Origin of the sequence: Paracoccus sp. (in: a-proteobacteria) (assembly GCF_032007265.1) — a bacterium.
Taxonomy (GTDB): domain Bacteria; phylum Pseudomonadota; class Alphaproteobacteria; order Rhodobacterales; family Rhodobacteraceae; genus Paracoccus.
In genome coordinates, this window is sequence record NZ_DALZMB010000026.1 from 15,277 (window position 1) to 40,840 (window position 25,564).

A 25,564-nucleotide genomic window follows, 5' to 3' on the forward strand; every position below is an offset into this window, starting at 1 on the left:
CGCCATGACCGACCTTGATCTCATCCGAAATTTTTCGATCGTGGCCCATATCGACCACGGGAAATCCACGCTTGCCGATCGTCTGATCCAGCTGACGGGGACGGTCGCCGAACGCGACATGAAATCCCAGATGCTAGACAGCATGGATATCGAGCGTGAGCGCGGCATCACCATCAAAGCCAACACGGTGCGGATCGAATATCCCGCCAAGGATGGCAAGCGCTATATCCTGAACCTGATCGACACCCCCGGCCACGTCGACTTTGCCTATGAAGTCTCGCGCTCGATGCGCGCGGTCGAGGGCTCGCTTTTGGTCGTGGATGCGACCCAAGGGGTCGAGGCGCAGACCCTTGCCAACGTCTATCAGGCAATTGATGCTGGCCACGAGATCGTGCCGGTTCTGAACAAGATCGACCTTCCTGCGGCCGAACCCGCGCGCGTCAAGGAACAGATCGAGGACGTCATCGGCATCGACGCATCTGATGCCGTCGAGATCTCGGCCAAGACCGGTCTGGGCATCCCCGATGTCCTCGAGGCGATCGTGACCCGTTTGCCCGCGCCCAAAGGCGAGCGCGATGCGCCGCTCAAGGCCATGTTGGTCGATAGCTGGTATGATGCCTATCTGGGCGTTGTCGTCATGATCCGCGTCATGGACGGCGTGGTCAAAAAGGGCGACCGCATCAAGATGATGCAGACCAACGCAGTCTATGGCATCGATAAGCTGGCGGTTCTGCGCCCGCAGATGCAGGATATTGCCGAACTTGGACCGGGTGAAATCGGCGTCTTTACGGCTTCGATCAAGCAGGTGCGTGACACACGTGTCGGCGATACGATCACCCATGAACGCAAAGGCGCGGTCGAGCCGTTGCCAGGCTTCAAACCCGCACAGCCCGTTGTTTTCTGTGGTCTTTTCCCTGTCGATGCCGCTGATTTCGACGATCTGCGCGATGCGATCGAAAAGCTGGCGCTTAACGATGCAAGCTTCTCGTACGAGATGGAAACCTCGGCAGCCCTTGGTTTCGGCTTCCGTTGCGGCTTTCTGGGGCTGCTGCACCTAGAGGTGATCCGCGACCGGCTTGAGCGTGAATATGATCTGGACCTGATCACCACCGCGCCGTCGGTTGTGTTCAAGTTGCACATGAAAGACGGCGAGGTGCGCGATCTGCACAACCCCGCCGACATGCCCGACCTGACTTATGTCGATCACATCGAAGAGCCGCGCATCAAGGCCACGATCATGGTCCCGGATGAGTATCTGGGCGATGTTTTGAAACTGTGCCAGGACCGTCGCGGTATCCAGCTGGATCTGACCTATGCCGGTTCGCGTGCGATGGCGGTATATGACCTGCCGCTGGCCGAGGTCGTTTTCGATTTCTACGACCGTCTCAAATCGGTAACCAAAGGTTACGCCAGCTTCGACTATCAGATCTCGGAATACCGCGAGGACCATCTGGTCAAGATGTCGATCCTTGTGAATGACGAGCCGGTCGATGCCTTGTCGATCATGGTCCACCGCGACCGCGCCGAGGCGCGTGGCCGTGTCATGGTCGAAAAGCTGAAAGACCTGATCCCGCGACATATGTTCAAGATCCCGATCCAGGCCGCGATCGGCGGCCGGGTCATTGCCCGCGAGACATTGGCGGCCATGCGCAAGGATGTGACCGCGAAATGTTATGGCGGCGACGCGACGCGTAAAAAGAAGCTGCTGGAAAAGCAGAAGGCCGGGAAAAAGAAGATGCGCCAGTTCGGCAAGGTCGAAATCCCGCAGACTGCCTTTATTCAGGCGCTCAAGATGGACAATTAAGACGGGGCGCTTCGGCGCCCTTTCTTTTTGCGCGGCAGGTGGCCATCCCCTTAGGGGCGCGGGTCTGAACTATAGGTTTTCCCCGGCGTGGTTATGGCTTTGTGCCCGGATTGCAGCTGGCCTTGCGTCCCTTGCCCAGTTTGACAGGCCGCAAGTCCCACAAGGGACAGGGCCAAAAGGCAGGATAAAAAGGCGCGCATGTCTGGCTCCGGTTTTAGGGGGCAGGGCTGCCCATGTCAGGGTTTGGCAAGATGTTTGCCTGTGCCTTACGTTGACCCAAAAGCTTTAACTTTGGCTTAACTGGCGGGTGATAATCTGGCGCCATGATCAGATATCTTGCCCTTACCCTTTTGCTTGCGGCCTGCGCCTCTCCTGCACCGGAATTTTTTGGGGCGGTGCGTCACGACATCACGCTCGAGGGCATCCGATTCGCGGTTTTTCACAAGGGGGCCGATGCCGAGGTGATCCGCCTTGGCTATTTGACCCGCAGCGCGCGCGCAGCCGTTCCCGCCCTGATGGAGCGGGCGGCCGAGCAGACGACAGGCTGTCGGGTCATTCCCAACAGCCTGCGCACCCGCATTCCCGGCGATACAGCCGAAGCGCGATTGTCGCTGCGCTGTGATCAGGGGCAGGGCTCAGCTTAGAAAGCGGGCCAGACGCTCACCGATGATTTCTGGTTTTTCTGCATGCAGCCAATGGCCGGTGCCTTGGATGAAGTCGATCTCGGCCTGGGGGAAATAATGGCGAATGGCCGCGACACCATCAGGCTGGCAATAATCGGATTGATCCCCCGCAAGGACCATGACCGGGCCGGAAAAGGCGCCGGGCACAAGACCATTCGGCCATCCGACGATCTGATCCATATTGGCGCGCAAAGCAGCAAGGTTCATTTTCCATTGCGCCGGCTCGACCTTCAGATCCAGCGATTGCAGCAAAAATGCGCGAACGCCGGGATCCTTGATCCGCGCGGCCAGGCGGCGATCAGCCTCTGATCGCAACTTAAGCTGGTTCAGGTCCATTGCTTCCATTGCATCGATCAGGCCAAGCTGGCTGTGACCATAGGCAACGGGCGCAATATCCAGCGCGACAAGGCGGCGGATCAGTTCGGGGCGCGTCAGTGCGGTGACCATCGCAGCCTTGCCGCCCATCGAATGTCCGACCAGATCGACGATACCGCCGTTTGCAGCAATCAACTCGGCCAGATCCGAGGCCAAGGCGCGATAAGAGTGATCGGCACTGTGAAAGCTGTCGCCGTGGTTGCGCATATCGACCGAAATGACCAGCCGGTCAGCCGATAGCCGCCTGGCAATGCCGCCAAGGTTTTTTCCCGCACCATAAAGCCCATGCGCCAGCAGCACCGGAGGCAGATCGGTGGCCTCGCCCATCGTTGAAAAATGCAGCATCTCGCTTCCCCTTTTTCGGCAATTTAGCGGTACTGGCGGCGCTGGACCAGTCGCGCTATTTTGCCCGCGACAAGGGAAAGGCAGGGACCGTGATCGAAGATATCCGCAGCAAGGCCGATGAGGTAGCGGCGCTGATGGCGTCGCGTTTTGGGGGATTGCGGCGGGGGCAATCCGCCGATCTGGCGGTGATGCTGCGCAAAAGGGGCGGGGCCTTGCCACGCAAATTGCGCAGGCAGGCACAGGTTCTGGCCCAGGCTGATCAGCGGATCAACCAGCCGAAACTAGGAAAACAGCAAGATTTTCAAAAGGTTGAGAAAGCGTATCTTGCCTTGGTCGGCTATTTGAAGCCAATCGGCAAGGGTGCGCGTTTGCAGGGTCGGGCGATCAGCCTTGGCGCAAGTCTTGCGCTGGCATTGCTATTGATCGGCGCCATCACGCTTTGGGTGATGATCCGTCGCGGCCAGATCTAGGCCGCGACAGAGGGGTCGTATTTGGGCCGGAAATGACCGGCCCAATGGGCTTACATGCCCTGATAAAGCGGGAAACGCTGGCACAAGGCTTCGACTTCGGCTTTGACCTTGGCCTCAACCTCGGCATTACCAGCTTCGCCATTGGCGGCCAGACCGTCGACGACTTCGACGATCCAACGTGCAATCTGACGGAATTCTGCTTCTTTGAACCCGCGCGTGGTGCCGGCCGGTGCGCCAAGGCGAACACCCGACGTCACGAACGGCTTTTCAGGGTCAAACGGCACGCCGTTCTTGTTGCAGGTGATATGAGCGCGGCCCAGAGCAGCCTCGGTCGCTTTGCCGGTCACGCCTTTGGGGCGCAGGTCGGCCAGGCACAGGTGGTTGTCGGTGCCGCCCGAGACGATATCGATGCCGCCCTTCATCAGCTCATCAGCCATGGCTTGTGCGTTTTTCACGACCTGAGCTGCATAATCCTTGAAGTCGGGGCGCAAAGCCTCGCCGAAAGCCACGGCTTTGGCGGCGATGACATGCATCAGCGGACCGCCCTGAAGGCCGGGGAACACCGCCGAGTTGATCTTTTTCGCGATATCCGCGTCATTGGTCAGAACCATGCCGCCGCGCGGACCGCGCAGCGATTTATGGGTCGTGGTGGTCACGACATGGGCATGGGGCAACGGCGAGGGGTGCTGGCCACCCGCAACAAGACCCGCAATATGGGCCATGTCGACCATCAGATAAGCGCCAACCTCATCCGCGATCTTGCGGAACTCGGCCCAATCCCAGACGCGGCTATAGGCGGTGCCGCCCGCAACGATCAGTTTGGGCTTGGAGGCATGGGCCTTTTGGCGCACTTCTTCCATGTCCAGAAGCTGGTCTTGCTGACGCACGCCGTAGCTGACGACATTGAACCACTTGCCCGACATGTTCACCGGCGAGCCATGCGTCAGGTGCCCGCCCGAGTTCAGGTCCAGCCCCATGAAGGTATCGCCCGGCTGCAAAAGCGCCAGGAAGACGGCCTGGTTCATCTGGCTGCCCGAGTTGGGCTGAACGTTGGCGAATTCGCAGCCAAACAGTTCTTTGGCGCGATCGATCGCAAGCGTCTCGACGATGTCGACATATTGGCAGCCGCCGTAATAGCGCTTGCCCGGATAACCTTCGGCATATTTGTTGGTCAGAACCGAGCCCTGTGCCTCCAGCACGGCGCGGCTGACGATGTTTTCGGATGCGATCAGCTCGATCTCATCGCGCTGACGGCCAAGTTCTTGGCCGATTGCGGTGAAAATGGCGTTGTCGCGGGTCTCTAGTGCCTCGGTGAAGAATCCGGTATCGGTCATCGCGCCCTTATATCCTCTCGTGATGCGGTTGCGGTTTCGCTCGTCGAGGTTCTATCGGCTTTCGGTCAAGTTTGCTAGGACGGTTGCGACGGGTCAGCGGTAGATACTAGGCCGGCACGTCCTAGGTCTTACAGGGCGGAAGAGGGCAAGCGGGGCGTTATGAAACTTCACTTCATTTCAAGCGGCACCGAAAGTGCCGAGGCGGCGAATTACCTGCTGTCGAAACGCTATGGTCATGTGGCACTGGATCAGGCCGATGTCGTCGTGGCTTTGGGGGGCGATGGCCTGATGCTAAGTGTCATGCATCAAAACGGCGGCCTTCCCGTCTACGGGATGAATCGCGGCACCGTCGGCTTCTTGATGAATGAATTCGACATTGATGATCTGCCCCGCCGCATTCACGAAGCCGAAGAGACCGTGATCAATCCGCTGGCGATGACGGCCGAGACGGTTGAGGGCGAGATCTATCGCGGGCTGGCCATCAATGAGGTCGGCCTTTTGAGGGCGGGCTCTCAGGCTGCGCGATTGGCGATTTCCATCGATGGCCGCGAGCGGCTGGCCGAGCTGGTCTGCGATGGTGCGATATTGTCGACGCCTGCGGGCTCGACCGCGTATAACTATTCGGCCAATGGACCGATCTTGCCGATCGGCTCGGATGTGCTGGCACTGACCCCGATCGCGGCTTTTCGTCCCAGACGCTGGCGCGGTGCGATTTTGCCCAAGGCGGCCAAGGTGCGCTTTGATGTGCTTGACCCGCAAAAGCGCCCGGTGATGGCGGATGCGGATTCGCGCGGGGTCAGCTCGGTTTTGTGGGTCGAGGTCAGCTCTGATGACACCGTTCAGCACCGTTTGCTGTTTGATCCCGGTCACGGACTTGAGGAACGGCTGATCCGCGAACAATTTGTTTGAGGCTGGACGCGCGGCGCGCTAAAGGGCGCAGATGGAAAACCGTGCCTCGCTCCCGCCCGAAATCGCCCGCCGCCGGACTTTCGCGATCATCGCGCATCCGGACGCCGGTAAAACCACCCTGACCGAGAAGTTTCTGCTTTTCGGCGGCGCCATTCAGATGGCTGGACAGGTGCGCGCAAAAGGCGAGGCGCGACGGACGCGCTCGGACTTCATGAAGATGGAGCAGGACCGCGGCATTTCGGTCTCGGCCTCGGCCATGAGCTTTGAATACGGGCAATATCGCTTCAATCTGGTCGACACCCCCGGCCACAGCGACTTTTCCGAAGATACCTATCGCACGCTGACTGCGGTGGACGCGGCGATCATGGTGATTGACGGCGCAAAAGGTGTCGAATCGCAGACCCGCAAGCTGTTCGAGGTTTGCCGTCTGCGCGATCTGCCGATCCTGACCTTCTGTAACAAGATGGACCGCGAGGCGCGCGACACATTCGAGATCATCGATGAGATTCAGGAGAATCTGGCGATCGACGTGGCGCCTGCCAGCTGGCCCATCGGATCGGGTCGCGATTTTCTGGGCTGCTACGATATTTTGAACGACCGGCTCGAGCTGATGGACCGGGCCGACCGCAACAAGGTCGCGGAATCGATCAAGATCGAAGGTCTTGATGACCCAAAACTCGCCGAACACATTCCCGCCGATATGCTGGCCAAGCTGCGCGAAGAGGTCGAAATGGCCCGCGAGCTTTTGCCGGCCTTCAACGCGCAATCCTTTCTTGAAGGGCATATGACCCCGATCTGGTTCGGATCGGCGATCAACAGCTTTGGCGTGCGCGAGCTGATGAACGGGATCGGCGATTTTGGCCCCGCGCCCCAGCCGCAAAAGGCCGCCGAACGGGTTGTGAACCCGGAGGAAAGCCGCGTTGCCGGTTTCGTTTTCAAGGTTCAGGCCAATATGGACCCCAAGCACCGCGACCGGGTGGCCTTTGTGCGCATGGCCTCGGGGCATTTTGAACGCGGCATGAAATTGCTGCATGTGCGGACCAAAAAGCCGATGGCCGTGTCGAACCCGGTTCTGTTTTTGGCCGCCGACCGCGAATTGGCCGAAGAGGCTTGGGCCGGCGACATCATCGGCATTCCCAACCATGGCCAGCTGCGCATTGGCGATGCTTTGACCGAGGGCGAGATCCTGCGCTTTACCGGCATTCCAAGCTTTGCGCCCGAATTGCTGCAAACCGTGCGTGCGGGCGATCCGATGAAGGCCAAGCATCTGGAAAAGGCGCTGATGCAATTTGCCGAAGAGGGGGCTGCGAAAGTCTTTAAGCCGATGATCGGTTCGGGCTTTATCGTGGGTGTCGTCGGTGCATTGCAGTTCGAGGTTCTGGCCAGCCGGATCGAGATCGAATACGGCCTGCCGGTTCGTTTCGAGCCCTCGCAATTCACCTCGGCGCGCTGGTTGTCGGGACCAAAGGACAAGGTCGAGGCCTTTGTGAACACCAACAAACAGCACATCTCGCAAGATCACGACGGCGACATGGTCTATCTGACCCGACTGCAGTGGGACATCGACCGCGTTCAGCGCGATTATCCGGACCTGCGCCTGACGGCGACCAAGGAAATGATGGTCTAAGCCTCTGGCCGGGATCGCCTATGGGGCGGTCTCGGTCACCTCATCGGTCCAGACCTTGAATTCTTTGAGGCGATGCTGGCCAAAGCTGGACACCAATGCGACATCGGTGGCGTCGCGACCCACGCCCACGACGATCCGGCCCACCCTTGGGATGTGATTGCGCGGATCAAAAGTCCACCAGCGGCCTGAAAGCCAGACCTGCATCCAAGCGGCAAAATCCATCGGCACGGGCTCGGGCGGGATGCCGATATCGCCCAGATAGCCATTCACATAGCGCGCGGGAATATTCAGGCAGCGGCATATCGTGATTGCCAGATGGGCAAAGTCGCGACAGACCCCCGCGCGATCTTGCAAGGCGCCATAGGCGGTGCGGCGTGGATTGGCCGCTTGATAGTCAAACCGCATATTGGCATGGACCCAATCCACCACCGCTTGAACGCGCGCCCAGCCCGGGGGCAATGCGCCAAACGTCTCCCAGGCGAAATCACCCATCAGATCGGTTTCGCAATAGCGCGAGGCCAGCAAATAGATCAGGACCTCGTCAGGAAGCTGCGAAACGGGGATCTCTTGGGCGTCTTGCGCGATGGGATCGGGCAGGCCGCTGTCAGCGATCAGCGCATCGCTTTCCATCACGAACAGCCCGCCCGGCGCCGTCATTCGGGTGCAAAGATTGCCAAATCCATCGGTATAGGTGGATTTGGCAACCTCGGGCCAACTGCGCAACGTTTCATCGTGCCGCAGATCCATCCGCCGCTCGGGGCGGGCTGTCATCTGGGTAATCAGCGCAAGCGGCCCCGTGGTCTCGATCGAGATCCGGTAGCCATACCGGATCAGCATCAGACCACCGTTGCATCCATGGTAATTTCGGCATTCATCACGCGAGAGACCGGGCAACCTGCCTTGGCCTGCCGGGCGATTTCCAGAATTTTCTCGGGCTCGGCATCGGCGTGAATGCGCGTGGTCAGATGGGCGGTCTTGATGACAAAGCCGCTGGCATCCTTATCAAGGCCGATGGCACTTGAGGTGTCGATGCTGACGCCGCCGATCCCTGCTTCGGTCAGCATATTGGCCAGCGCCATCGAAAAGCACGAGGCATGCGCGGCGCCAATCAATTCCTCGGGGTTGGTGCCGGGCTTGCCTTCAAAGCGAGTGTTGAAGCCATAGGGCTGATCCTTCAATGCGCCTGACTGCGTCGAGATCTGGCCATTGCCGGTCTTGAGATCGCCTTGCCAATGCGCTGAACCTGTCTTGGTGATCATCATTTCCTCCTGTCACATCAAAAGCTGAATCACAGGGCAAACGCGCGCAGGCTTGTGCGGGTTCATTCAAGCGCCTATCGGAACGCGCGGAGGTGCTGTCAGATGCCGATTTACGAACTTGCTGCCCTTGGGGCTGCCCTGTGCTGGGCGGTGACGGGCATGCTATCCAAAGACGCTGCCGATGCCCTGGGGCCATTTGGTTTCAACCGTCTACGCGAGGCCATGGTCACGGCGATGCTGGCGGTGATCGTGATCGCGACCGGGCGCTGGCACGGGGTCAGCAGCGAGGATTTTCTGCGACTGGCCCTGTCGGGGGTCATCGGCATCTTCATCGGCGATACCATGCTTTACGTGGCGCTGGTACGGCTTGGACCGCGTCGGTCGGGCGCGCTTTTCGCGCTGAATGCGCCGATCGCAGCCATACTGGGTTGGGCAGTTCTGGGCGAGGATCTTAGCTTTCGGGCCGTATTGGGCGTGTTTTTGACCACTTGCGGAGTGGCAATGGCCGTGTTGGGCCGCACTGGCCGCTCGGGCGGGCATCGTTTCGAGGCCGTGCATGGTCCGATCTGGTTGGCCGTTGGCTTTGGCCTGATCGCGGCCAGCGGCCAAGCGGTCGGCTCGTTGATTGCCCGCCCGGTCATGGCGTCGGGGTTTGATCCCTATGTGGCCTCGCTGATCCGGGTGGGGGTGGCGGTGGTCTGCATCACTGCGCTGATGACGCTGCCGATTTCCGCCATCCGCCAGCGCGGACCGGTGACACCGCGCATTTTGGGCCTTAGCGCGCTGTCGGGGCTGATCGCCATGGTTATCGGGATGACCATGCTGATGTTTGCCCTGCAGGGCGGATATGTCGGGATCGTCTCGACGCTATCGGCGCTGTCACCCGTCTTGATTTTGCCGGTTCTATGGGTGGTGACTGGCCAGCGCCCCTCGTTGATCGCTTGGGCAGGGGCATTGCTGGCCGTGGCTGGCATGGGGCTGATTTTTCTTTAATCGCCGCTATTTAGTCCAGATCCACGCCAGGGCTGTCCCCGCCAAGAGGCTGCAGGGGCTTGGGCATCGCAGACTGCCCAAGCCGTAACTGCGCCGCGCGGCCTAGCCAAGCAGCCGTTCGGCCTCTTGGATGGCAAAGCGGTCGGTCATGCCTGCGACATAATCCAGCACGACCCGCGCCAGCTCGGTCTGATCCGCCGCCGCATCGGCAAAGATGCGCCAATCCTGTGGCAGCTTGCCCGGATCCTCCAGATAAAGCGGAAACAGACCGTTCAACATTTCGGTGACGCGCTGGCGCTCGACCACGACCGAAGGGGCGCGGTACATGCGTTTGAACAGAAAACTTTTGAGCGCCTTGAGGTTTTGATACAGCGGCTTGGAAAAGCGGATGATCGGCCCCTCCATATCGCGGATATCCTGTGCGGACTGCGGTTGCAGGCTGCTAAGGCGGTTTTGCGCCACGGCGATCACATCTTCGACCATGACGCCAAAAACCCGGCGCAGCGCCTCGTGGCGGCGGCGCATGGGCTCAAGGCCGGGATGTCTGGCATCGACCTGGGCAAAGGCCTCGCCAATCACGGGCAGCTCGGCCAGATCATCCTCGGTGAAGAGCCCCGCACGTAGCCCGTCATGCAGATCGTGATGGTTATAGGCGACATCATCAGCCACAGCCGCCACCTGCGCCTCGGCGCTGGCATTGGTGTGCAGCTCTAGATCCCATTCGGCATTCACATCGGCCAAGGCATAGGGCAGGGGGCCGGTGATGGGGCCATTATGCTTGGCGATCCCTTCAAGGCTTTCCCACGTCAGGTTCAGCCCGTCGAAATCGGCGTAATGGCGCTCAAGCTTGGTCACGATACGCAAGGCCTGCGCATTATGGTCAAAGCCGCCATAGGGCGCCATCAACGCGGCCAGCGCATCTTCGCCGGTATGGCCAAAGGGCGGGTGACCCAGATCATGGGCCAACGCCACCGTCTCGGCCAGGTCTTGGTTCAGGCGCAGCGCCCCCGCGATGGTGCGCGCGACCTGTGCCACCTCGATCGTATGGGTCAGCCGGGTGCGGTAATAATCGCCCTCATGTTCCACGAACACCTGGGTTTTATGCTTGAGGCGACGGAACGCGCTGGAGTGGATGATGCGGTCGCGATCACGCTGCCATGGGCTGCGAAAGGTCGAAATCGTCTCGGGCCAGCGGCGGCCGCGGCTGTCATCGGGCTGGCAGGCATAGATTGCGGACATGGCATTCCTTGCAGCTGTTCACTGCAAAGCCTATATTCGAGTCTCCTAGACGGAAATGGGAACGCCTCATGAACGTGGCACTCAACTTGCCCCCAAAAGTGACAGACCGGGCTTTTACCCGGCTGGCCGAGATCAACGAAACCGGACCGGTGCGCCCTTTGCGCGTCGCCGTTTTGGGTGGGGGATGCTCGGGCTTTCAATATGACATCCGCCTGGATGACCTGGCCGATGATGATCTGGTCTTGCAGCAGCAAGGCCAATCGGTCGTGATCGACCCGGTCTCGCTGCCCTTTCTGACTGGCGCAGTGATCGATTTCGCAGATGAGTTGATCGGTGCGCGCTTTACCATCGAGAACCCCAATGCGACCTCGTCTTGCGGCTGTGGGACGTCGTTCTCGATCTGATGTGGATTGAAATAGGCGTCATCCTTGTTCTGACAGTGGTGAATGGCCTTTTGGCTATGGCCGAACTTGCCGTGGTCTCGTCGCGCCCTGTGCGATTGGCCTCGATGGTCGAAAAAGGCAGCCGGGGTGCGCGGATCGCCCAGCAATTGCGCGAAGAGCCGGGCCGTTTCCTGTCTGCGGTTCAGGTTGGCATCACGCTTGTGGGCATTCTGAATGGCGCGGTTTCTGGCGCTACACTGGGCTTGCGTGCATCGGATGCGCTGGCCCGGGCGGGGGTTCCCCTGAGCTTGGCCAGCCCCTTGGGCGTGGGCCTTGTGGTTGCAGCAATCACCTATCTTTCGTTGGTGGTTGGCGAATTGGTCCCCAAGCAGATCGCGATGGCCCGCCCCGAGGAAATCGCCGCAAGGGTCGCCCCGGCGATGCGCATTATCGCCAAGATCGCCACGCCGCTGGTGTGGCTGCTCAATGGCTCGACCAAGCTTATTTTGCGGCTGATCGGGGTCGAGGCGAAGGATGACGACGACATCACCGATGAAGACGTGCGCATGACCATCGCCGAGGCCACGCGCGTGGGCGTGCTGCTGCCTGATGAGCGTGGCATGATCGCGGGGGTGATGCGCGTCGCCGATCGTACCGCCCGCGCCATGATGACACCGCGCCGCGATGTCGAAACCGTCGATGTGCAAGACAGCCCCGAGGTGATCTTAGAAAAGGCCCGCAATGCGCGTGCCTCGCGCATGCCGGTCTGTGACGGTTCCGAGGATAATATCATCGGTGTCGTCGCGATCCGTGATCTGATCGGCAACGACGCGCCTGATCTTCTTGGCCTTTTGCGTGACGCGCCCATGGTGCTCGACAGTGCCAAGGCGATGTCGGTGGTCGAAATCATGCGCAAAACCCCCGAGCGGATGGTGTTTGTCTATGATGAGCTGGGCCATTTTCAGGGTGTGATCACCACGATGGACCTGCTCGAGGCGATCGCGGGCGATTTCGACGATGGTGATGGCGACGAGCCTGATATCGTGCGGCGCAGCGACGGCAGTTGGCTGGTGGCGGGCTCGGAAAGTGCCGATGAATTTGCCAGCGAAACTGGCTTTCCTCAGCCCCTGCCCGAGGGGGATTATTCGACCGTTGCAGGGCTGGTTCTGAATATTCTTGGACAGATCCCGCGCACGGGTGACACATTCGAATTCGCGGGTTGGCATTTCGAGGTCGCCGATATGGACGCCATGCGCATCGACAGGCTGATCGTGACAGCCCCGCACGGCCCGCTTAATCCGGTGCAGGATCCTCGTTAAAGCGCAACGTGTTCATGAAGGGATCGATCACCGTCATCATCCGGCCCCAGGGCATCGTCTCGATGCCGGGCCGGTTGAACGGATAGTCGCGGGCGATGATCTCGGCGTGAAAATCGCTTAGGCCCAGCATACGCACGAAAACCGTTGAGCCGGGTGTGGCATCGCCGTGATGCTCGCTTAGGTGCAGGACCAATCCCGCCCGGCTGACCTGCACATAAAGCGGCGCATGTTCATGAAAGCGATGCTCCCAATCCCAGCTCATCCCCAGAAAACCACAATAAAATCCATAGGCCTTGCCCGCATCAAAGATGCGCAGAACCGGAGCGGTTTCTGTGAACTTCATTTGCCTCTCTCCCCGGTTCCGGGATATGGTGCCATCATGAAGATCGCGAGTTTCAATATCAATGGCGTGCGCGCCCGTATCCAGCAATTGACCGATTGGCTTGCAGCCTCTGCGCCAGATGTCGTTGTCTTGCAGGAAATCAAAACCCAGGATGAGACCTTCCCGCGCGAAATGCTCGAGGATCTTGGCTGGAACGTTGAAACCTTTGGCCAAAAGGGCTTCAACGGCGTTGCAATCTTGTCAAAACTGCCGCTCGAGGACGTCACCCGCGGCCTTCCCGGCGATGAAGACGACCTTCAGTCGCGCTGGATCGAGGCCACAGTCACGGGCAGCCGCTCGGTGCGCATTGCCGGGATGTATCTGCCCAATGGCAATCCCGCACCGGGGCCGAAATATGATTACAAGCTTGCCTGGATGGAGCGTCTGAACCGACACGCTCAGGCGCTTCTCAAAACCGAGATGCCGGTGGTGATGCTGGGGGATTACAATGTCATCCCACAGCCTGCCGATGTTGCCTTCCCGGAAAAATGGCTGACCGACGCGCTTTACCTACCCCAAAGCCGCGCCAGCTTGCGCCGCATTGAATATCAAGGCTGGACCGACGCCCTTCGGATCCGCAACCTTGACCTTGCCAAAGGGCCCTTCACCTTCTGGGACTATCAGGCAGGCGCTTGGGAAAAGAACAATGGCATTCGCATCGATCACCTGTTTCTTAGCCCGCAAGCGGCTGATCTGATGCAGGATGCCGGCGTGGACCGCGATCAGCGCGCGGCGGAAAAGCCAAGCGATCATGTCCCCGTATGGGTCGAACTCGCAGCCTGAAGATGTGCAAGCACCGGCTCTAGGTGCTGTCTCTCATGTTTAAATATCCACTTTAAATATCCACGGGGGGATCAACCCCATGGGGTTGATGGGGGCGGTCAGCCCCCAGCCCCAAGTGCCGTTCCATCAAAGACACCTGAGCCAGGCAAAAGCGCTTCTTTGGCACAAAGCCTGATCTTCGCGCCCTTAAATGGCACAGGGCCGCGCATCGGATAGGCTTGCCCCTCGCGGCTTCCGCCACGCAGATAAGCTTTCGTCAGCTCACGGCCAGAACCTGGCGCCAGAACCTAGGGCCGAGCCTCAGTCCTCGTCGTCCGGATCCTCGTCGTCATCGCCAAAACGCGCATCATCATCATATTCATCCTCGCCTTCGGGGACGAATTTCGACGACAGCGCCATCGAGCGATTGTCATGGCTGGGGTCCATGACGATGTCCGAGGGGATCTCGCCCGACAGCCATTCGCGGATCTCCTCGCGCGCCTCGCGCGGGTCCTGTTCGGTGACTTCGGCGATATAGGTGATAAAAGCGCGCTGATCCCCGTCGATTTCATCTAGCTCGGTTTCATCGACATCGGGCCATTTCTCGGCGATTGCCTCGTAAAAAGCGCTCCAATTATCCTGAACTTGCTGCCATTTCATCAATAGCCTCCTCCGCTGCCGACATTGGTCTGGACCATGCGCGATGCGCCAGTGATATCCTCGCCAACGCCTGCAATCGTATTGCATCCAGACAGTGTGAGGGTCGCCAGAACTGCGGCGGTGAACACTCTCTTCATTCCTTCTCCTCTTGCCACCAGAGTTCGGGCAGGAACCCCGGCCAATCGCCATAAAGCGGTATGCGTTTAGGATAATGCAGGTCAGCGCTATGGGCCAAGCGCGAAATCTGCGCATAGCTGACCGGGACAACATAGCGCCCGGCCGTCAGAACACGGTCCAGTGCCCGCACCGCAGCGCGGTAATTCTCGGGTGAATCTGCGCTCAGCATGGCATTGATGGCGGCTTCGGCGGCGGGGGAATCCATCCCCATCCAGTTTTTCGTCCCCGGCTGAGTCACGCCATCGTGACCCCAGTAAAGCCGCTGTTCATTGCCCGGAGACAGCGAAAGCGCGCGTTCATACCAGGTCATATCGAATTGATAATTGTTGGTCCGCTCGATGAATTGGGCCGAATCAAGCAAGGTGACGCTGGGGCTGATCCCCAGATTGCGCAAAGATTCGGCATAGATATCGACGATCTGACGTGTTTCAGAACTGGTGCGCATCGCCGAGCCTGCCTGATTAAGCAAGATCTCGAAGCGAAAGGGCGCACCCTGATCATTGCGCAGGACGCCATCCTCATGAACCCGCCAGCCCGCCTCTTCTAGCAGCGCCAAAGCGCGCCGGATGCCGTCGCGGTTCAGCGCGCGAACGCCGCCCTCGGGCAGGGTATAGCCCTCGATGGTGCCGGGCGGCAGATCGGCGGCAAAGGGGGCAAGGATTTCGGCCTCGCGGCCGCGGGCGGGCCCATGATCCATCCCCAGATCCGAATTCGAGAAATAGCTGCTGACCCGTGGATCTTTTCCGCCGGTCAGGGTCTGGTTGATGAAGCGAAAGTTGAAGGCCTCGATCATGGCCTGCCTGACGCGCCAGTCCTGAAACAGCGGATTGCGCGTATTCATCACCAATCCCATGATGCCCGACGGCCGATGGTGCGGGATTTCGTCTTTGACCACGCGCCCCTCGCGCAGGGCAGGAAAGTCGAAATCGCGCTCCCATTTGGCGGCTACCAGCTCGCGCCAGACATCGACCTCGCCGGCCTTGAAGGCTTCGAACATGGTATTGGCATCGGTGAAGTAATCATAGCGCAGCCGGTCCATATTGTTCAGCCCGCGATTGACCGGCAAATCCTTGCCCCAGTAATCGGGATTGCGGCGAAAGGTGATGCTGCGACCGGGATCGACCTGATCGATGACATAGGGGCCCGAGCCGATGGGAACCTCAAGGCCCGACTGGCTAAAGTCTTTGCCCTCCCATTGCGCTTTTTTCAGGATCGGGCGTAGCCCCATCAGCAAGGGCAGCTCGCGGTCCGTCTCGGTAAAGGTAAAGCGCACGGTGCGGGGGCCTGTGGCCTCGGTCTTGGCCACGCGCGACCAGACAGCGCGGTAGCGCGGATGTCCCTGTGTGCCCAGGGTTTCATAAGACCAGATCACATCATCCAGCGTGACGGGTGAGCCATCCGAAAAGCGCGCTTCGGGGCGCAAAGTAAATTCGACCCATGACCCATCGGGCGCGGCCTCGACGCTTTCGGCCAGCAACCCATAAAGGGTAAAAGGCTCATCGATCGAGCGATACATCAGGCTTTCTGCGACATGCACCCCGACCGCCCAGACGGGGTTGCCTTTTAGCACCCAGGGCTTGAGTGAGTCGAAACTACCCGGCTCGGCAAAGCGAATCGTGCCGCCTTTGGGGGCATCCGCCCGGGAATAGGGAAGGGATTCGAACCCTGGCTTCAGGGCCGGTTCTCCAAAGATTGCAATGGCATGGGATGGTTCGGCAAGGCTTGTCAGAGGCATCCCTGCAACACCGATAATTGTCACCAGAATGCGCAGAATCGCGGATTCGTTAGAAATTTTAAAGAATCGCATCCGAGTCCTGTCCGGTTTTTCTTAATTCGCTCGATTGAGAGGGCAGATTAACCCCGGCTTAACCCAGTAGCAAACTTCCTCCTTGGACTCATAAGGGAAAAAGCTTATAGATAAGGCACTGCTCGATAGGTTTCTTGCCTGTATGAAACCTGCCTCATGACTTAGCGCCCGCCTTGTGCGGGCGTTTTTTTATCTGGAACTTCGCTCTTGGGAATGCGGTTATGCTGCATGTGCAAACGTGATGCGAGGCTTTGCGATGTTCGAGAAATTCCTTAAGGGCAAAACGGCGGTCGTGACTGGTTCCAACTCTGGGATTGGCCTTGGCATTGCGCATGAGCTGGCCCGCGCAGGCGCCGATCTGGTGATCAACAGCTTTACCGACACCGCCGAAGATCACGCGCTGGCCGCAAGTATTGCCAGCGATTACGGCGTCAATGTCCGCTATATTCAGGCGGATATGTCCAAGGGGGCCGAATGCCGCGCCCTGATCGAAAAGGCCGGGGTCTGCGACATCTTGGTTAATAATGCGGGCATTCAATATGTCGCGCCGATCGACACATTCCCGGTCGATAAATGGGATGCGATCATTGCGATCAACCTGTCTTCGGCCTTTCATACCACGGCCGTCGCATTGCCGATGATGCGCAAGTCGGGCTGGGGGCGCGTGATCAATATCGCGTCCGCCCATGGTCTGCGCGCGTCAGAGTTCAAATCTGCCTATGTGGCCGCCAAGCACGGCATCGTCGGCTTTACCAAGACGACGGCGCTGGAATGTGCGCGCGATCACATTACCGCTAATGCCATCTGTCCGGGCTATGTTTTGACCCCCATCGTCGAAAAGCAGATCCCCGATCAGATGAAGACCCACAACATGAGCCGCGAAGATGTCGTCGCCAAGGTCATGCTTCAGCGCCAACCCACCGGAGAATTCGCCACCACCAGCCAGATCGGCGGCACGGCGGTCTTTTTATGCTCTTCGGCTGCCGATCAGATTACGGGCACGACGATCTCGGTCGATGGCGGTTGGACGGCAATGTAGCGCGCCGGGCGAAAGGCCCATAGGTTTCGGATCAAGATGGCCGCCTTTTGGGGCGGCCATCTGCTTTGTGCGGGGTGGCTTTTCGACCGCGTCCGCAACCATGTGGCCGGATTTGGTACCAAGGCAGACATGGCTTGCCGTGGCCCCTCACCTGATGGGTTTCAGGCGACGGGTGAAGTTGCTAGAAACGCGATAAGCAGGGCAGGCGCACCGGCTGGCCATCATGCGATGACATCAACGCGGTGGCGTACCACCGGTCGCGCAGGCAAGACGAATTCAGACAGTCGGGGTGAGCAATTGCAGCAATATCACGAGGCACTTCGCACGGTGCTGGAACAGGGGCATCCGTCAAGCGACCGCACCGGAACGGGTACGATTTCCTATTTCGGATTGCAGTGCCGTTATCCCTTGGCGAATGGCTTTCCGCTGGTCACCACCAAGAAGTTGCACCTGAAATCGATCATTCACGAGCTGCTGTGGTTTTTGTCGGGCAGCACCAATATCGGCTATCTCAAAGAAAACGGTGTGTCGATCTGGGATGAATGGGCCGATGAGAAGGGCGATCTTGGCCCGGTCTATGGCCATCAATGGCGCCATTTTCCCAAACTGGTCGAAACCGACCTAGAAACGGATGGACGCCCGCTTTATTTCGCCGATCAGGTCGATCAGATCGACGATCTGATCAAGGCGATCCGCCAAAGCCCCGACAGCCGCCGCCTGATCGTTTCGGCATGGAACCCCGCCGAGGTGCCGCAAATGGCACTGCCGCCCTGCCATACCCTGTGGCAGGTCCGGATTCTGGCCGGTAAATTGCATCTTCAGCTTTATCAGCGCTCGGCGGATATGTTTCTTGGCGTTCCTTTCAATATCGCCTCTTATGCGCTGTTGCAGGTGATGCTGGCGCATGTGACGGGCTATGAGCCGGGCGATTTCATCCATTCCATCGGCGATGCCCATATTTACAGCAACCACCTGGATCAGGTGCACACCCAGCTTGCTCGCCAGCCCAAGCCCTTGCCGCGGCTGCGCCTGACGCGTGATGTCAGCTCGATCTTTGATTTCAAATATGAGGATTTCGAATTTTTGGATTATGATCCCGATCCCGCGATCAAGGCGCCGGTGGCGGTATGACACTGACCCTGATTGTTGCGCGTGACCGCAATGGCGCGATCGGCCGCGATAACGATATTCCGTGGTTTGCCCCCGAAGATTTGGCCTCGTTTCAGCGCGAGACGACCGGCGGGGCGCTGATCATGGGGCGCAGGACCTGGGAAAGCCTTCCGGTCAAGCCTTTGAAGTCGCGCTTGAATTGCGTAATCTCGCGGGACCGGACCTTGACCGAGCATGTCTTTTCCAGCCCGTTTGAAGCCGTGGATTTCGCCTATGCTTCGGCCTATCGCCGCGTCTATGGAATCGGGGGGGCCGAAATCTATCGCAGCCTTTTGCCTGTCGCCGATCGGCTGCTGATCACCGAGGTCGATCTTGCCGTCGAGGGGGCCGATGCTTTTTTCCCTGACTTTCCTGCTGCGCAATGGCGCATGATCGGTCGCGTCGAGTTGCGTGCCCAAGATCCCGGCTGCGTCTTGACGGAATATCTGCGTCAAAATTAAGGCAGGGGCCGGTTGGCCCCGCCATTGCCAACCACCAAGGGGCTGTGCCAGTCTTTGGCCAAAGCCAAGGGGGGCAAGATGAACATCCGTTATTTGCACACGATGGTCCGGGTTGCGGATCTTGAAAAGTCGATGGCATTTTACAGCCTGCTGGGCCTGCAAGAGACGCGCCGCATCGACAATGAAAAGGGGCGCTTTTCGCTGGTGTTCATGGCACCGCCCGGCCAGCCGGATTGCCCGGTCGAGCTGACCTTTAACTGGGATGGCGATGACGGGCTGCCCTCGGATAGCCGCCATTTTGGCCATCTCGCTTACCGGGTCGAGAATATTTACGAGCTTTGCCAAAAGCTGATGGATGCGGGCGTGACCATCAACCGCCCCCCGCGCGACGGGCATATGGCTTTTGTGCGCAGCCCCGACAATATCTCGATCGAATTGCTGCAAGAGGGGGATCACCTGCCGCCGCAAGAGCCCTGGGCCAGCATGGCCAATACCGGGCACTGGTGATCATCTCGGAGGAGGGTCATTGCGACACATTATAGGATTGGCAGTTCTGGCCTTGCTTTGCCCCCTTGCTGCGGGAGCCGAGCGGGCCATTCAGGATGTCAGGCCGATGGCGCGCCCCGGGGGGCAAGACCAGCCTGCGCTGGATTTGGGTTTGGTCAATCAACCGCCCGCGCCTGCAATGATCAGCCCCTGGCTGCGCTCGACCATCAATGCCGCACGGGGACAGGTTGGCGTCACGGTCAGCTATGACCCGGCCTATTCCAGCCTTGCCTTTCCCGGTGGTGACGTGCCCCGAGATCGCGGAGTCTGCACAGATGTCGTCATTCGCGCCTTGCGCGATGGCGCGCAAATCGACCTGCAACGTGCCGTGAACCACGATATGAAGGCTGCATTTGCCAGCTATCCAACGAACTGGGGCCTAAAGCGTCCCGATGCCAATATCGACCATCGCCGCGTCCCCAATCTGATCACATTTCTGACGCGGATAGGTGCCAAGCTGCCCCAGGATGCGCAATATCTTCCCGGTGATATCGTGACTTCGGTGCTGCCGGGCAACCTGCCGCATATCATGATTGTCAGCGACCGCAGTATTGGCGAGCATCCCTTGGTCATTCACAACATCGGCGCCGGCACCCGGGAAGAGGATGCCTTGATGCGCTATCCGCAAACGGGGCACTTTCGCCTGAACGAGACCGCCCTGGCACGGCTGCGGGCGCTGGATCAGTAAATATAGCGGATACGTTCGGTCCAGAAGCGTTCGATGCGGCGCCATTGCAGGTTCACCTCTTCGATCGCGGGGCTGTCCAGGATGCCCGACGCCTCTAGGTCATCGGCATGGCTTGCGAAAAGGTTGGTGATCGTGTCGCGGATATATTCGCCCTGCGGCGTCAGCCGCACACGGACGGAACGGCGATCTGCCTCGCTGCGCTCGTGGCTGACAAAGCCCATTTGCACCAGCTTTTTCAAATTATACGACACGTTTGAACCTTGATAGATCCCCCTCGAGCGTAATTCGCCTGCCGATACCTCTGCCGTGCCGAGGTTGTACAGGATCAATGCCTGAACCGGGGTCAGATCGTCACGACCAAGCCTTTCGAATTCGTCCTTGACCAGATCAAGCAGCAGCCGGTGCAGGCGTTCCAGAATCTGAAGGCTTTCGATATAGGATCCAGCCCGGTCGTGGGCGAGAGTAGGGCGCATGGCCTGAGCAATATTGCGGGACATCTGCATTTCCGTGAAAGAACATTCACGAACCAATCTGCGATAATTTCCCCAATCTTCGGTTAATTGCTGCGAAAATACGGCTTAGCGGCGCAGTCTATTTAGTGAAAATGCTGCGATTCGATCCAAAAGCGCGACAAATTCGGTGGGGCCGGGGGCTTCGCCGCGCGATCTGGCGGTGATCCAAGGATAAAGATCCTGGTCATTTTCGTTCAAAAGCCCCTCGTATAGCTCAAGTTCGGCGTCGTTCAGCTTGCCAAGTTCGCTGTCCGAGAAGGGGCCAAGGATCAGGTCCATTTCCTTGGTCCCGCGCCGCCAGCTGCGCATCGACAGCCGTTTCAGTCTTGCTTCGTCTTGAGTCACGATCTTTCACCCCGGTTGCCTGCCACCCCCAACCGGCCTAGAAGAAAGCCGCATCAGTTGCAGGAATGTCCGATGAGCTTTTTGTCCCAGACGCTCGCCCGCGTCAAACCCTCGCCGACCATCGCCATCACCAACCGCGCCCGCGAACTGGCCGCGGAAGGTCGTGACATCATCAGCCTTTCGGCCGGAGAGCCGGATTTCGACACCCCCGCCCATATCCGCGAGGCCGCCAAGGCGGCGATCGATGCGGGCCATACCCGCTATACCGCTGTCGACGGTATTCCCGAACTCAAGAAGGCGATCTGTGCCAAGTTCAAGCGCGAGAATGGGCTGGATTACACCCCCGCGCAGATCACCGTCGGCACCGGCGGCAAGCAGATCCTTTATAATGCGCTGATGGCGACGCTCAACCCGGGCGATGAGGTCATCATTCCCGCGCCTTATTGGGTAAGTTACCCTGATATGGTGCTGCTTGCCGGTGGCACGCCTGTCGCGATCGAGGCCGAGATGCAGCACGGCTATCGCATCTCGCCCGAACAGCTAGAGGCAGCGATTACCGACAAGACGAAATGGGTGATCCTGAACTCGCCCTCGAACCCGACCGGGGCGGGCTATAGCGCGGATCACCTGCGCGCCTTGGCCGATGTTTTGCTGCGCCACCCCAATGTCTGGGTTCTGGCCGATGACATCTACGAGCATCTGGTTTTCGACGATTTCAAATTCTCGACCATCGCGCAGATCGAGCCCAAGCTGAAAGAGCGCACGCTGACGATGAATGGCGTGTCCAAAGCCTATGCCATGACCGGCTGGCGCATTGGATATGGCGCGGCACCCGAGGTGCTGATCAAGGCCATGAGCAAGCTGCAATCGCAATCGACCTCGAACCCCTCCTCGATCAGCCAATATGCTGCGCTGGCGGCGCTGGAAGGTCCGCAGGATTACATTTCGCAAAGCCGCGCCGTCTTTGAGCGTCGCCGCGATCTGGTCGTTGCGGGACTAAGCGAATGCCCCGGCATCATCTGCCCCAAACCCGAGGGGGCGTTTTATGTCTATCCCTCGATCCGCGATCTGATTGGCAAGACCTCGGCCGGTGGGGCGGTGATTTCGGATGACGAGGCTTTCGCAACCGCGCTTTTGAACGAAACTGGCGTTGCGGTGGTCTTTGGCGCGGCCTTTGGTCTTTCGCCGCATTTCCGCATCTCTTACGCAACCTCGGATGAGGTGCTGGCGGATGCTTGTGCCCGCATCAAAAGCTTTTGCGAGGGGCTGCGCTAGATCAGGCACAGCCACCTGGCGCCGCATGAAGCCGTCCCTTCGGGGGCGGCTTTTTTCTTGCGAAAGGGCCAGATGGCCCAGTCTTTTCTGGACAAGATCATCGCGGACCCTACAAGTCTCGCACAGTCGCCGCGAACGGGAGGAAAGCTTGATGGACCTAATGATCGACGACGCATTGGCGCGCGCGGGGGCGGGGCGCTTTCAGCGAAGGCTTTTGGGCATTTTCGGACTGGTCTGGACCGCAGATGCGATGCAGGTCATCGCCATTGGCTTTACGGCCGCCTCGATCGCGGCCAGCTTTGATTTGACCGTGCCGCAGGCGCTTCAGACCGGTACGCTGTTTTTTCTGGGCATGTTTGTCGGCGCATCGCTTTTTGGTCGGATCGCCGACCGGGTTGGACGGCGCAACGTCTTGTTGCTGACCGTCGCCTGCGAGGCGCTTTTTGGGGTGCTATCGGTCTTTGCGCCCAGCTTTGGCGTGCTGTTGGTGCTGCGCTTTTTGACCGGCATGGGCGTGGGGGGCACGCTGCCTGTCGATTATGCCATGATGGCGGAATATCTGCCGCCCAAAAACCGCGGGCGCTGGTTGGTCTGGCTAGAGGGCTTTTGGGCGATCGGCACGATTATTGTCGCCGTCACAGCCTGGTTGACCAGCGTTTACCTTGAGGCGGATGCCTGGCGCTGGATTTTCGCCGTTTCCACCGTTCCCGCATTGATTGGGGTCTGGCTGCGGCTTTGGGTGCCGGAATCTCCGATGTATCTGATCAAGACGGGCCGCGACGCCGAAGCGCGCGAGGTCATTGACCGCGTGTTGCAGGTCAACGGCGCCGAACCCTTGCCCGCCAATGTCCGGATCGTCCCCACACCCACAGAAACCACGCCGGGCGGCCTGTTCGGCCCGGTGCTGCGGCGGCGGACGCTGGCCATCCTGGCGGTTTGGTTTCTGGTCTCGCTTTCCTACTACGGGGTCTTTGTCTGGTTGCCGCCGCAATTGGCGGGGTCGGGCTTTGGCTTTGTGCGCGGCTATGGCTTTTTGGTGGTGATGGCACTGGCGCAGATCCCCGGCTATGCGCTGGCCGCGCATGGGGTCGAGACCTGGGGGCGGCGTCCGACCTTGCAGATGTTCCTGATCCTGTCGGCGCTGGGTTGTCTGCTGTTCACGATCGCCAGCAGCACGGTTTTGGTTGCGGGATCGCTTTTGCTGATGAGCTTTGCCTTTCTGGGCACCTGGGGCGCGCTTTATGCCTATACGCCCGAGCTGTACCCGACCGGCTTGCGCGGCTCGGGAATGGGCATGGCTGGGGCCGTGGCACGGGTGGGGGGATTGCTTGCCCCCTCGTTGCTGGGCTCGGTGATCGCGCAGGGGTTTGGCGTGGCCATTGGCCTGTTTGCTGCGCTGATGATCTTGGGCGCGGCCATGACCTTGCTGATCGGTGTCGAGACGCGCAACCGCTCGATCGGCTAGGGCCATTTGGTCAGCACAAACCGGCTGGGCTGAATGGCGAGGCTGGGCCGACGAGCCGGTTTGCGCTGAAGAGCCGGGGCTTAGGCAGAATAAAGAGGGGCGGGGCCAGCGGGCCTTGCCTCTTTTCCATTGGCCTTTCCCCTCTATGCCGGGGCAGGGCAGGGCAGGAAAAGGCTGGCGCAACCCTAAGCCGCCCCTTGCAGGTCGCGCCACACTTTGGCAGGTGGAGGCATGACAAGCGTGACCCAAGCCTATGAGGCCCGCGTTGCCGCCGGCGCTCTGCAACCTGATCCCGCGCAACGCGCGGTTCTTCCTGCTCTTGATGCGCTGGTCGCCCGGCTTGCCGCGTCCGCCCCAGCCGCGCCAAGCGCCAAAGGCGGCTGGCTGGCCCGCCTGACGCGCGCCGCGCCGCCGGTGGTTGCCGCGCAAAGGGGGCTGTATCTATGGGGCGGTGTCGGGCGCGGTAAATCCATGCTCATGGATATGATCATGGATTGCGCCCCTTTGTCGGCCAAGCGGCGGGTCCATTTCCACGAATTCATGCAAGAGGTCCAAGCCGGCCTGAACCGCGCGCGGCAAAAGGGCATGGCCGATGCGGTGGTCCCTGTTGCCAATGAGATCGCAGATCAGGTCCGGCTTTTGTGTTTCGATGAAATGCAGATCACCGATATTGCTGATGCGATGATCGTGGGCAGGCTGTTTCAGGTGCTGTTCGAGCGCGGCGTGACCATTGTCACCACCTCGAATCGCGTGCCCGAGGATCTGTATAAAAACGGCCTGAACCGTCAGCTTTTCCTGCCGTTCATTGCCATGATCCGCGATCGTATGGATGTGGTCGAGCTGGTCTCGACCCAAGATCACCGGCAGGGGCGCCACGAAGGTGGCCAGGTTTGGTTTGCACCGGCCGATAAAGATGCCCACCAGGCTCTGGAGGCGATCTGGGCTGATCTGACGCAGGGCCAACCCGCAACGCCTTTGCTGATCGAGGTCATGGGGCGGCAGGTCGAGATCCCCAAACATGTCGGCCGCATTGGGCGTGTGGGCTTTTGGGATCTGTGCGGACGTGCGCTGGGACCGGCGGATTACCTTGCGGTTGCCGAGGCCTTGGATGTGATCATGATCGAGGGGATCCCAAGGTTGAGCGCCTCGAATTTCAACGAGGCCAAGCGTTTCGTGACGCTGATCGACGCGCTTTACGAAGCCAAGGTCAAGCTGTTTGCCAGCGCCGCCGATGTCCCCGACCACCTGTATGCCGAGGGCGAGGGCGCATTCGAGTTTGAGCGTACCGCCAGCCGCCTGCACGAAATGCGCGACGAAAACTGGGGTAAGTGACTGGGGTAAGTGACTGGGGCAAGTGATCGGGCTGCCCCGGTTCGCCACAGGCGCGGCTGGGGCCATTAGTCACATTTGCCTGAGGCGCGGAACAATCGCCCAGCCCGCTGGTTTCCTGAACATGCCGTGGATCACTGGCTTTGGGAAAGGATACTGACGATGAATTTTCAATCGCAGGTAAGACCCGATATGGAAGTGGTGGGGGCCGATGGCGTCCATGTTGG

28 protein-coding genes are annotated in these 25,564 nt (G+C 59.8%); 17 read left to right on the forward strand and 11 right to left on the reverse strand.

The window, feature by feature from the left end:
- Nucleotides 1-4: 4 nt before the first annotated feature.
- The gene (gene lepA, locus RTS12_RS07755; RefSeq protein WP_312527118.1) at nt 5-1,804 is read left to right on the forward strand and encodes a translation elongation factor 4; all 1,800 of its coding nucleotides are present in this window, start codon (nt 5-7) and stop codon (nt 1,802-1,804) included.
- Between the two features lie 323 nt (nt 1,805-2,127).
- Nucleotides 2,128-2,448, forward strand: coding sequence for a hypothetical protein (locus tag RTS12_RS07760; protein WP_312527120.1), 321 nt, complete (start codon nt 2,128-2,130; stop codon nt 2,446-2,448).
- Here the strand turns inward: RTS12_RS07760 and RTS12_RS07765 are convergent.
- Nucleotides 2,440-3,207 carry an alpha/beta fold hydrolase gene (locus tag RTS12_RS07765; protein WP_312527122.1) on the reverse strand — a complete coding sequence of 256 codons (768 nt, stop codon included), beginning with the start codon at nt 3,205-3,207 and terminating at the stop codon, nt 2,440-2,442. The two genes, RTS12_RS07760 and RTS12_RS07765, sit on opposite strands and share 9 nt — an antisense overlap.
- 89 nt (nt 3,208-3,296) lie before the next feature.
- On the opposite strand from RTS12_RS07765, the gene RTS12_RS07770 reads away from it, so the two are divergent.
- Nucleotides 3,297-3,677 carry a hypothetical protein gene (locus RTS12_RS07770; protein ID WP_312527125.1) on the forward strand — a complete coding sequence of 127 codons (381 nt, stop codon included), beginning with the start codon at nt 3,297-3,299 and terminating at the stop codon, nt 3,675-3,677.
- Between the two features lie 50 nt (nt 3,678-3,727).
- Here RTS12_RS07770 and glyA read toward each other — a convergent pair whose 3' ends face one another.
- Entirely contained in the window at nt 3,728-5,011 is a 1,284-nt protein-coding gene (gene glyA / locus RTS12_RS07775) for a serine hydroxymethyltransferase (protein WP_312527127.1), read from the reverse strand.
- Between the two features lie 159 nt (nt 5,012-5,170).
- Here glyA and RTS12_RS07780 point away from each other — a divergent pair, with 159 nt between their 5' ends.
- Together RTS12_RS07780 and RTS12_RS07785 are read left to right on the forward strand one after the other, a co-directional pair.
- A complete protein-coding gene (locus tag RTS12_RS07780) occupies nt 5,171-5,920 on the forward strand; it encodes an NAD kinase (protein WP_312527129.1) in 750 nt (249 codons plus the stop codon).
- Nucleotides 5,921-5,951: 31 nt separating this feature from the next.
- Nucleotides 5,952-7,547, forward strand: a complete 1,596-nt coding sequence (locus RTS12_RS07785) for a peptide chain release factor 3 (protein ID WP_312527131.1) — start codon at nt 5,952-5,954, stop codon at nt 7,545-7,547.
- Between the two features lie 18 nt (nt 7,548-7,565).
- Here RTS12_RS07785 and RTS12_RS07790 read toward each other — a convergent pair whose 3' ends face one another.
- Both RTS12_RS07790 and RTS12_RS07795 read right to left on the reverse strand, forming a co-directional pair.
- Nucleotides 7,566-8,384 carry a transglutaminase family protein gene (locus tag RTS12_RS07790; RefSeq protein WP_312527133.1) on the reverse strand — a complete coding sequence of 273 codons (819 nt, stop codon included), beginning with the start codon at nt 8,382-8,384 and terminating at the stop codon, nt 7,566-7,568.
- Complete coding sequence (locus RTS12_RS07795; protein WP_409455676.1) at nt 8,384-8,809, reverse strand: OsmC family protein; 426 nt, start codon at nt 8,807-8,809, stop codon at nt 8,384-8,386. Before RTS12_RS07795 ends, RTS12_RS07790 begins: the two co-directional genes overlap by 1 nt.
- A gap of 99 nt (nt 8,810-8,908) precedes the next feature.
- Between RTS12_RS07795 and RTS12_RS07800 the strand changes: the two genes are divergently transcribed.
- The gene (locus RTS12_RS07800; RefSeq protein WP_312527137.1) at nt 8,909-9,799 is read left to right on the forward strand and encodes a DMT family transporter; all 891 of its coding nucleotides are present in this window, start codon (nt 8,909-8,911) and stop codon (nt 9,797-9,799) included.
- 102 nt (nt 9,800-9,901) lie between these two features.
- Here RTS12_RS07800 and RTS12_RS07805 read toward each other — a convergent pair whose 3' ends face one another.
- Nucleotides 9,902-11,038: a deoxyguanosinetriphosphate triphosphohydrolase gene (locus RTS12_RS07805; RefSeq protein WP_312527139.1), complete on the reverse strand. Its 1,137-nt coding sequence runs from the start codon at nt 11,036-11,038 to the stop codon at nt 9,902-9,904.
- A 68-nt stretch (nt 11,039-11,106) separates the two neighbouring features.
- Between RTS12_RS07805 and RTS12_RS07810 the strand changes: the two genes are divergently transcribed.
- Nucleotides 11,107-11,442, forward strand: a complete 336-nt coding sequence (locus RTS12_RS07810) for an iron-sulfur cluster assembly accessory protein (RefSeq protein WP_312527140.1) — start codon at nt 11,107-11,109, stop codon at nt 11,440-11,442.
- Nucleotides 11,442-12,740, forward strand: coding sequence for a hemolysin family protein (locus tag RTS12_RS07815; protein WP_312527142.1), 1,299 nt, complete (start codon nt 11,442-11,444; stop codon nt 12,738-12,740). The genes RTS12_RS07810 and RTS12_RS07815 overlap by 1 nt, the downstream gene beginning before the upstream one ends.
- Here RTS12_RS07815 and RTS12_RS07820 read toward each other — a convergent pair.
- The gene (locus RTS12_RS07820) at nt 12,715-13,083 is read right to left on the reverse strand and encodes a glyoxalase superfamily protein (RefSeq protein ID WP_312527144.1); all 369 of its coding nucleotides are present in this window, start codon (nt 13,081-13,083) and stop codon (nt 12,715-12,717) included. The two genes, RTS12_RS07815 and RTS12_RS07820, sit on opposite strands and share 26 nt — an antisense overlap.
- Before the next feature lie 36 nt (nt 13,084-13,119).
- Between RTS12_RS07820 and xth the strand changes: the two genes are divergently transcribed.
- Nucleotides 13,120-13,905 carry an exodeoxyribonuclease III gene (gene xth / locus RTS12_RS07825; RefSeq protein WP_312527147.1) on the forward strand — a complete coding sequence of 262 codons (786 nt, stop codon included), beginning with the start codon at nt 13,120-13,122 and terminating at the stop codon, nt 13,903-13,905.
- A 300-nt stretch (nt 13,906-14,205) separates the two neighbouring features.
- Here the strand turns inward: xth and RTS12_RS07830 are convergent, their stop codons facing one another.
- The 3 genes from RTS12_RS07830 to RTS12_RS07840 are packed head-to-tail and all read right to left on the reverse strand — an operon-like array spanning nt 14,206 to nt 16,528.
- Nucleotides 14,206-14,544 (reverse strand): hypothetical protein, encoded by a 339-nt coding sequence (locus tag RTS12_RS07830; RefSeq protein ID WP_312527150.1) that lies wholly within the window; start codon nt 14,542-14,544, stop codon nt 14,206-14,208.
- Entirely contained in the window at nt 14,544-14,681 is a 138-nt protein-coding gene (locus RTS12_RS07835) for a hypothetical protein (protein ID WP_312527152.1), read from the reverse strand. The genes RTS12_RS07830 and RTS12_RS07835 overlap by 1 nt, the downstream gene beginning before the upstream one ends.
- Nucleotides 14,678-16,528: an extracellular solute-binding protein gene (locus RTS12_RS07840; protein WP_312527155.1), complete on the reverse strand. Its 1,851-nt coding sequence runs from the start codon at nt 16,526-16,528 to the stop codon at nt 14,678-14,680. Before RTS12_RS07840 ends, RTS12_RS07835 begins: the two co-directional genes overlap by 4 nt.
- A gap of 256 nt (nt 16,529-16,784) precedes the next feature.
- On the opposite strand from RTS12_RS07840, the gene RTS12_RS07845 reads away from it, so the two are divergent.
- The 5 genes from RTS12_RS07845 (at nt 16,785) to RTS12_RS07865 (ending at nt 20,411) form a co-directional block, all read left to right on the forward strand.
- The gene (locus RTS12_RS07845; protein ID WP_312527157.1) at nt 16,785-17,567 is read left to right on the forward strand and encodes a 3-hydroxybutyrate dehydrogenase; all 783 of its coding nucleotides are present in this window, start codon (nt 16,785-16,787) and stop codon (nt 17,565-17,567) included.
- A 297-nt stretch (nt 17,568-17,864) separates the two neighbouring features.
- A complete protein-coding gene (locus tag RTS12_RS07850) occupies nt 17,865-18,698 on the forward strand; it encodes a thymidylate synthase (RefSeq protein ID WP_312527174.1) in 834 nt (277 codons plus the stop codon).
- Nucleotides 18,695-19,177, forward strand: a complete 483-nt coding sequence (locus tag RTS12_RS07855; protein WP_312527160.1) for a dihydrofolate reductase — start codon at nt 18,695-18,697, stop codon at nt 19,175-19,177. Before RTS12_RS07850 ends, RTS12_RS07855 begins: the two co-directional genes overlap by 4 nt.
- A 78-nt stretch (nt 19,178-19,255) precedes the next feature.
- Nucleotides 19,256-19,684 (forward strand): VOC family protein, encoded by a 429-nt coding sequence (locus RTS12_RS07860; RefSeq protein ID WP_312527162.1) that lies wholly within the window; start codon nt 19,256-19,258, stop codon nt 19,682-19,684.
- A 19-nt stretch (nt 19,685-19,703) separates the two neighbouring features.
- Entirely contained in the window at nt 19,704-20,411 is a 708-nt protein-coding gene (locus RTS12_RS07865) for a DUF1287 domain-containing protein (RefSeq protein WP_312527163.1), read from the forward strand.
- On the opposite strand, the gene RTS12_RS07870 is transcribed toward RTS12_RS07865, so the two are convergent.
- Both RTS12_RS07870 and RTS12_RS07875 read right to left on the reverse strand, forming a co-directional pair.
- A complete protein-coding gene (locus tag RTS12_RS07870) occupies nt 20,405-20,908 on the reverse strand; it encodes a winged helix DNA-binding protein (RefSeq protein WP_312527165.1) in 504 nt (167 codons plus the stop codon). The two genes, RTS12_RS07865 and RTS12_RS07870, sit on opposite strands and share 7 nt — an antisense overlap.
- An 81-nt stretch (nt 20,909-20,989) precedes the next feature.
- Nucleotides 20,990-21,271, reverse strand: coding sequence for a succinate dehydrogenase assembly factor 2 (locus tag RTS12_RS07875; RefSeq protein WP_312527176.1), 282 nt, complete (start codon nt 21,269-21,271; stop codon nt 20,990-20,992).
- 69 nt (nt 21,272-21,340) lie between these two features.
- Between RTS12_RS07875 and RTS12_RS07880 the strand changes: the two genes are divergently transcribed.
- The 3 genes from RTS12_RS07880 to zapE all read left to right on the forward strand — a co-directional run bounded on the left by RTS12_RS07880 (nt 21,341) and on the right by zapE (nt 25,340).
- Nucleotides 21,341-22,543, forward strand: a complete 1,203-nt coding sequence (locus tag RTS12_RS07880; protein ID WP_312527167.1) for a pyridoxal phosphate-dependent aminotransferase — start codon at nt 21,341-21,343, stop codon at nt 22,541-22,543.
- A gap of 151 nt (nt 22,544-22,694) precedes the next feature.
- Nucleotides 22,695-24,008, forward strand: coding sequence for an MFS transporter (locus RTS12_RS07885; RefSeq protein ID WP_312527169.1), 1,314 nt, complete (start codon nt 22,695-22,697; stop codon nt 24,006-24,008).
- A 231-nt stretch (nt 24,009-24,239) separates the two neighbouring features.
- Nucleotides 24,240-25,340 (forward strand): cell division protein ZapE, encoded by a 1,101-nt coding sequence (gene zapE, locus RTS12_RS07890; protein ID WP_312527170.1) that lies wholly within the window; start codon nt 24,240-24,242, stop codon nt 25,338-25,340.
- Nucleotides 25,341-25,564 lie beyond the last annotated feature (224 nt).

Excerpts from the sequence above, each read along its gene's own strand:
- RTS12_RS07845 (WP_312527157.1), top strand. The coding sequence starts at position 16,785 with ATGTTCGAGAAATTCCTTAAGGGCAAAACGGCGGTCGTGACTGGTTCC.
- RTS12_RS07790 (WP_312527133.1), bottom strand. The coding sequence starts at position 8,384 with ATGCTGATCCGGTATGGCTACCGGATCTCGATCGAGACCACGGGGCCG.
- glyA (WP_312527127.1), bottom strand. The coding sequence starts at position 5,011 with ATGACCGATACCGGATTCTTCACCGAGGCACTAGAGACCCGCGACAAC.
- RTS12_RS07880 (WP_312527167.1), top strand. The coding sequence starts at position 21,341 with ATGAGCTTTTTGTCCCAGACGCTCGCCCGCGTCAAACCCTCGCCGACC.
- zapE (WP_312527170.1), top strand. The coding sequence starts at position 24,240 with ATGACAAGCGTGACCCAAGCCTATGAGGCCCGCGTTGCCGCCGGCGCT.
- lepA (WP_312527118.1), top strand. The coding sequence starts at position 5 with ATGACCGACCTTGATCTCATCCGAAATTTTTCGATCGTGGCCCATATC.
- RTS12_RS07860 (WP_312527162.1), top strand. The coding sequence starts at position 19,256 with ATGAACATCCGTTATTTGCACACGATGGTCCGGGTTGCGGATCTTGAA.
- RTS12_RS07760 (WP_312527120.1), top strand. The coding sequence starts at position 2,128 with ATGATCAGATATCTTGCCCTTACCCTTTTGCTTGCGGCCTGCGCCTCT.
- RTS12_RS07830 (WP_312527150.1), bottom strand. The coding sequence starts at position 14,544 with ATGAAATGGCAGCAAGTTCAGGATAATTGGAGCGCTTTTTACGAGGCA.
- RTS12_RS07795 (WP_409455676.1), bottom strand. The coding sequence starts at position 8,809 with ATGATGATCACCAAGACAGGTTCAGCGCATTGGCAAGGCGATCTCAAG.
- RTS12_RS07810 (WP_312527140.1), top strand. The coding sequence starts at position 11,107 with ATGAACGTGGCACTCAACTTGCCCCCAAAAGTGACAGACCGGGCTTTT.
- RTS12_RS07800 (WP_312527137.1), top strand. The coding sequence starts at position 8,909 with ATGCCGATTTACGAACTTGCTGCCCTTGGGGCTGCCCTGTGCTGGGCG.
- RTS12_RS07815 (WP_312527142.1), top strand. The coding sequence starts at position 11,442 with ATGTGGATTGAAATAGGCGTCATCCTTGTTCTGACAGTGGTGAATGGC.
- RTS12_RS07840 (WP_312527155.1), bottom strand. The coding sequence starts at position 16,528 with ATGCGATTCTTTAAAATTTCTAACGAATCCGCGATTCTGCGCATTCTG.
- RTS12_RS07820 (WP_312527144.1), bottom strand. The coding sequence starts at position 13,083 with ATGAAGTTCACAGAAACCGCTCCGGTTCTGCGCATCTTTGATGCGGGC.
- RTS12_RS07835 (WP_312527152.1), bottom strand. The coding sequence starts at position 14,681 with ATGAAGAGAGTGTTCACCGCCGCAGTTCTGGCGACCCTCACACTGTCT.
- RTS12_RS07785 (WP_312527131.1), top strand. The coding sequence starts at position 5,952 with ATGGAAAACCGTGCCTCGCTCCCGCCCGAAATCGCCCGCCGCCGGACT.
- xth (WP_312527147.1), top strand. The coding sequence starts at position 13,120 with ATGAAGATCGCGAGTTTCAATATCAATGGCGTGCGCGCCCGTATCCAG.
- RTS12_RS07765 (WP_312527122.1), bottom strand. The coding sequence starts at position 3,207 with ATGCTGCATTTTTCAACGATGGGCGAGGCCACCGATCTGCCTCCGGTG.
- RTS12_RS07885 (WP_312527169.1), top strand. The coding sequence starts at position 22,695 with ATGGACCTAATGATCGACGACGCATTGGCGCGCGCGGGGGCGGGGCGC.
- RTS12_RS07780 (WP_312527129.1), top strand. The coding sequence starts at position 5,171 with ATGAAACTTCACTTCATTTCAAGCGGCACCGAAAGTGCCGAGGCGGCG.
- RTS12_RS07855 (WP_312527160.1), top strand. The coding sequence starts at position 18,695 with ATGACACTGACCCTGATTGTTGCGCGTGACCGCAATGGCGCGATCGGC.
- RTS12_RS07870 (WP_312527165.1), bottom strand. The coding sequence starts at position 20,908 with ATGTCCCGCAATATTGCTCAGGCCATGCGCCCTACTCTCGCCCACGAC.
- RTS12_RS07805 (WP_312527139.1), bottom strand. The coding sequence starts at position 11,038 with ATGTCCGCAATCTATGCCTGCCAGCCCGATGACAGCCGCGGCCGCCGC.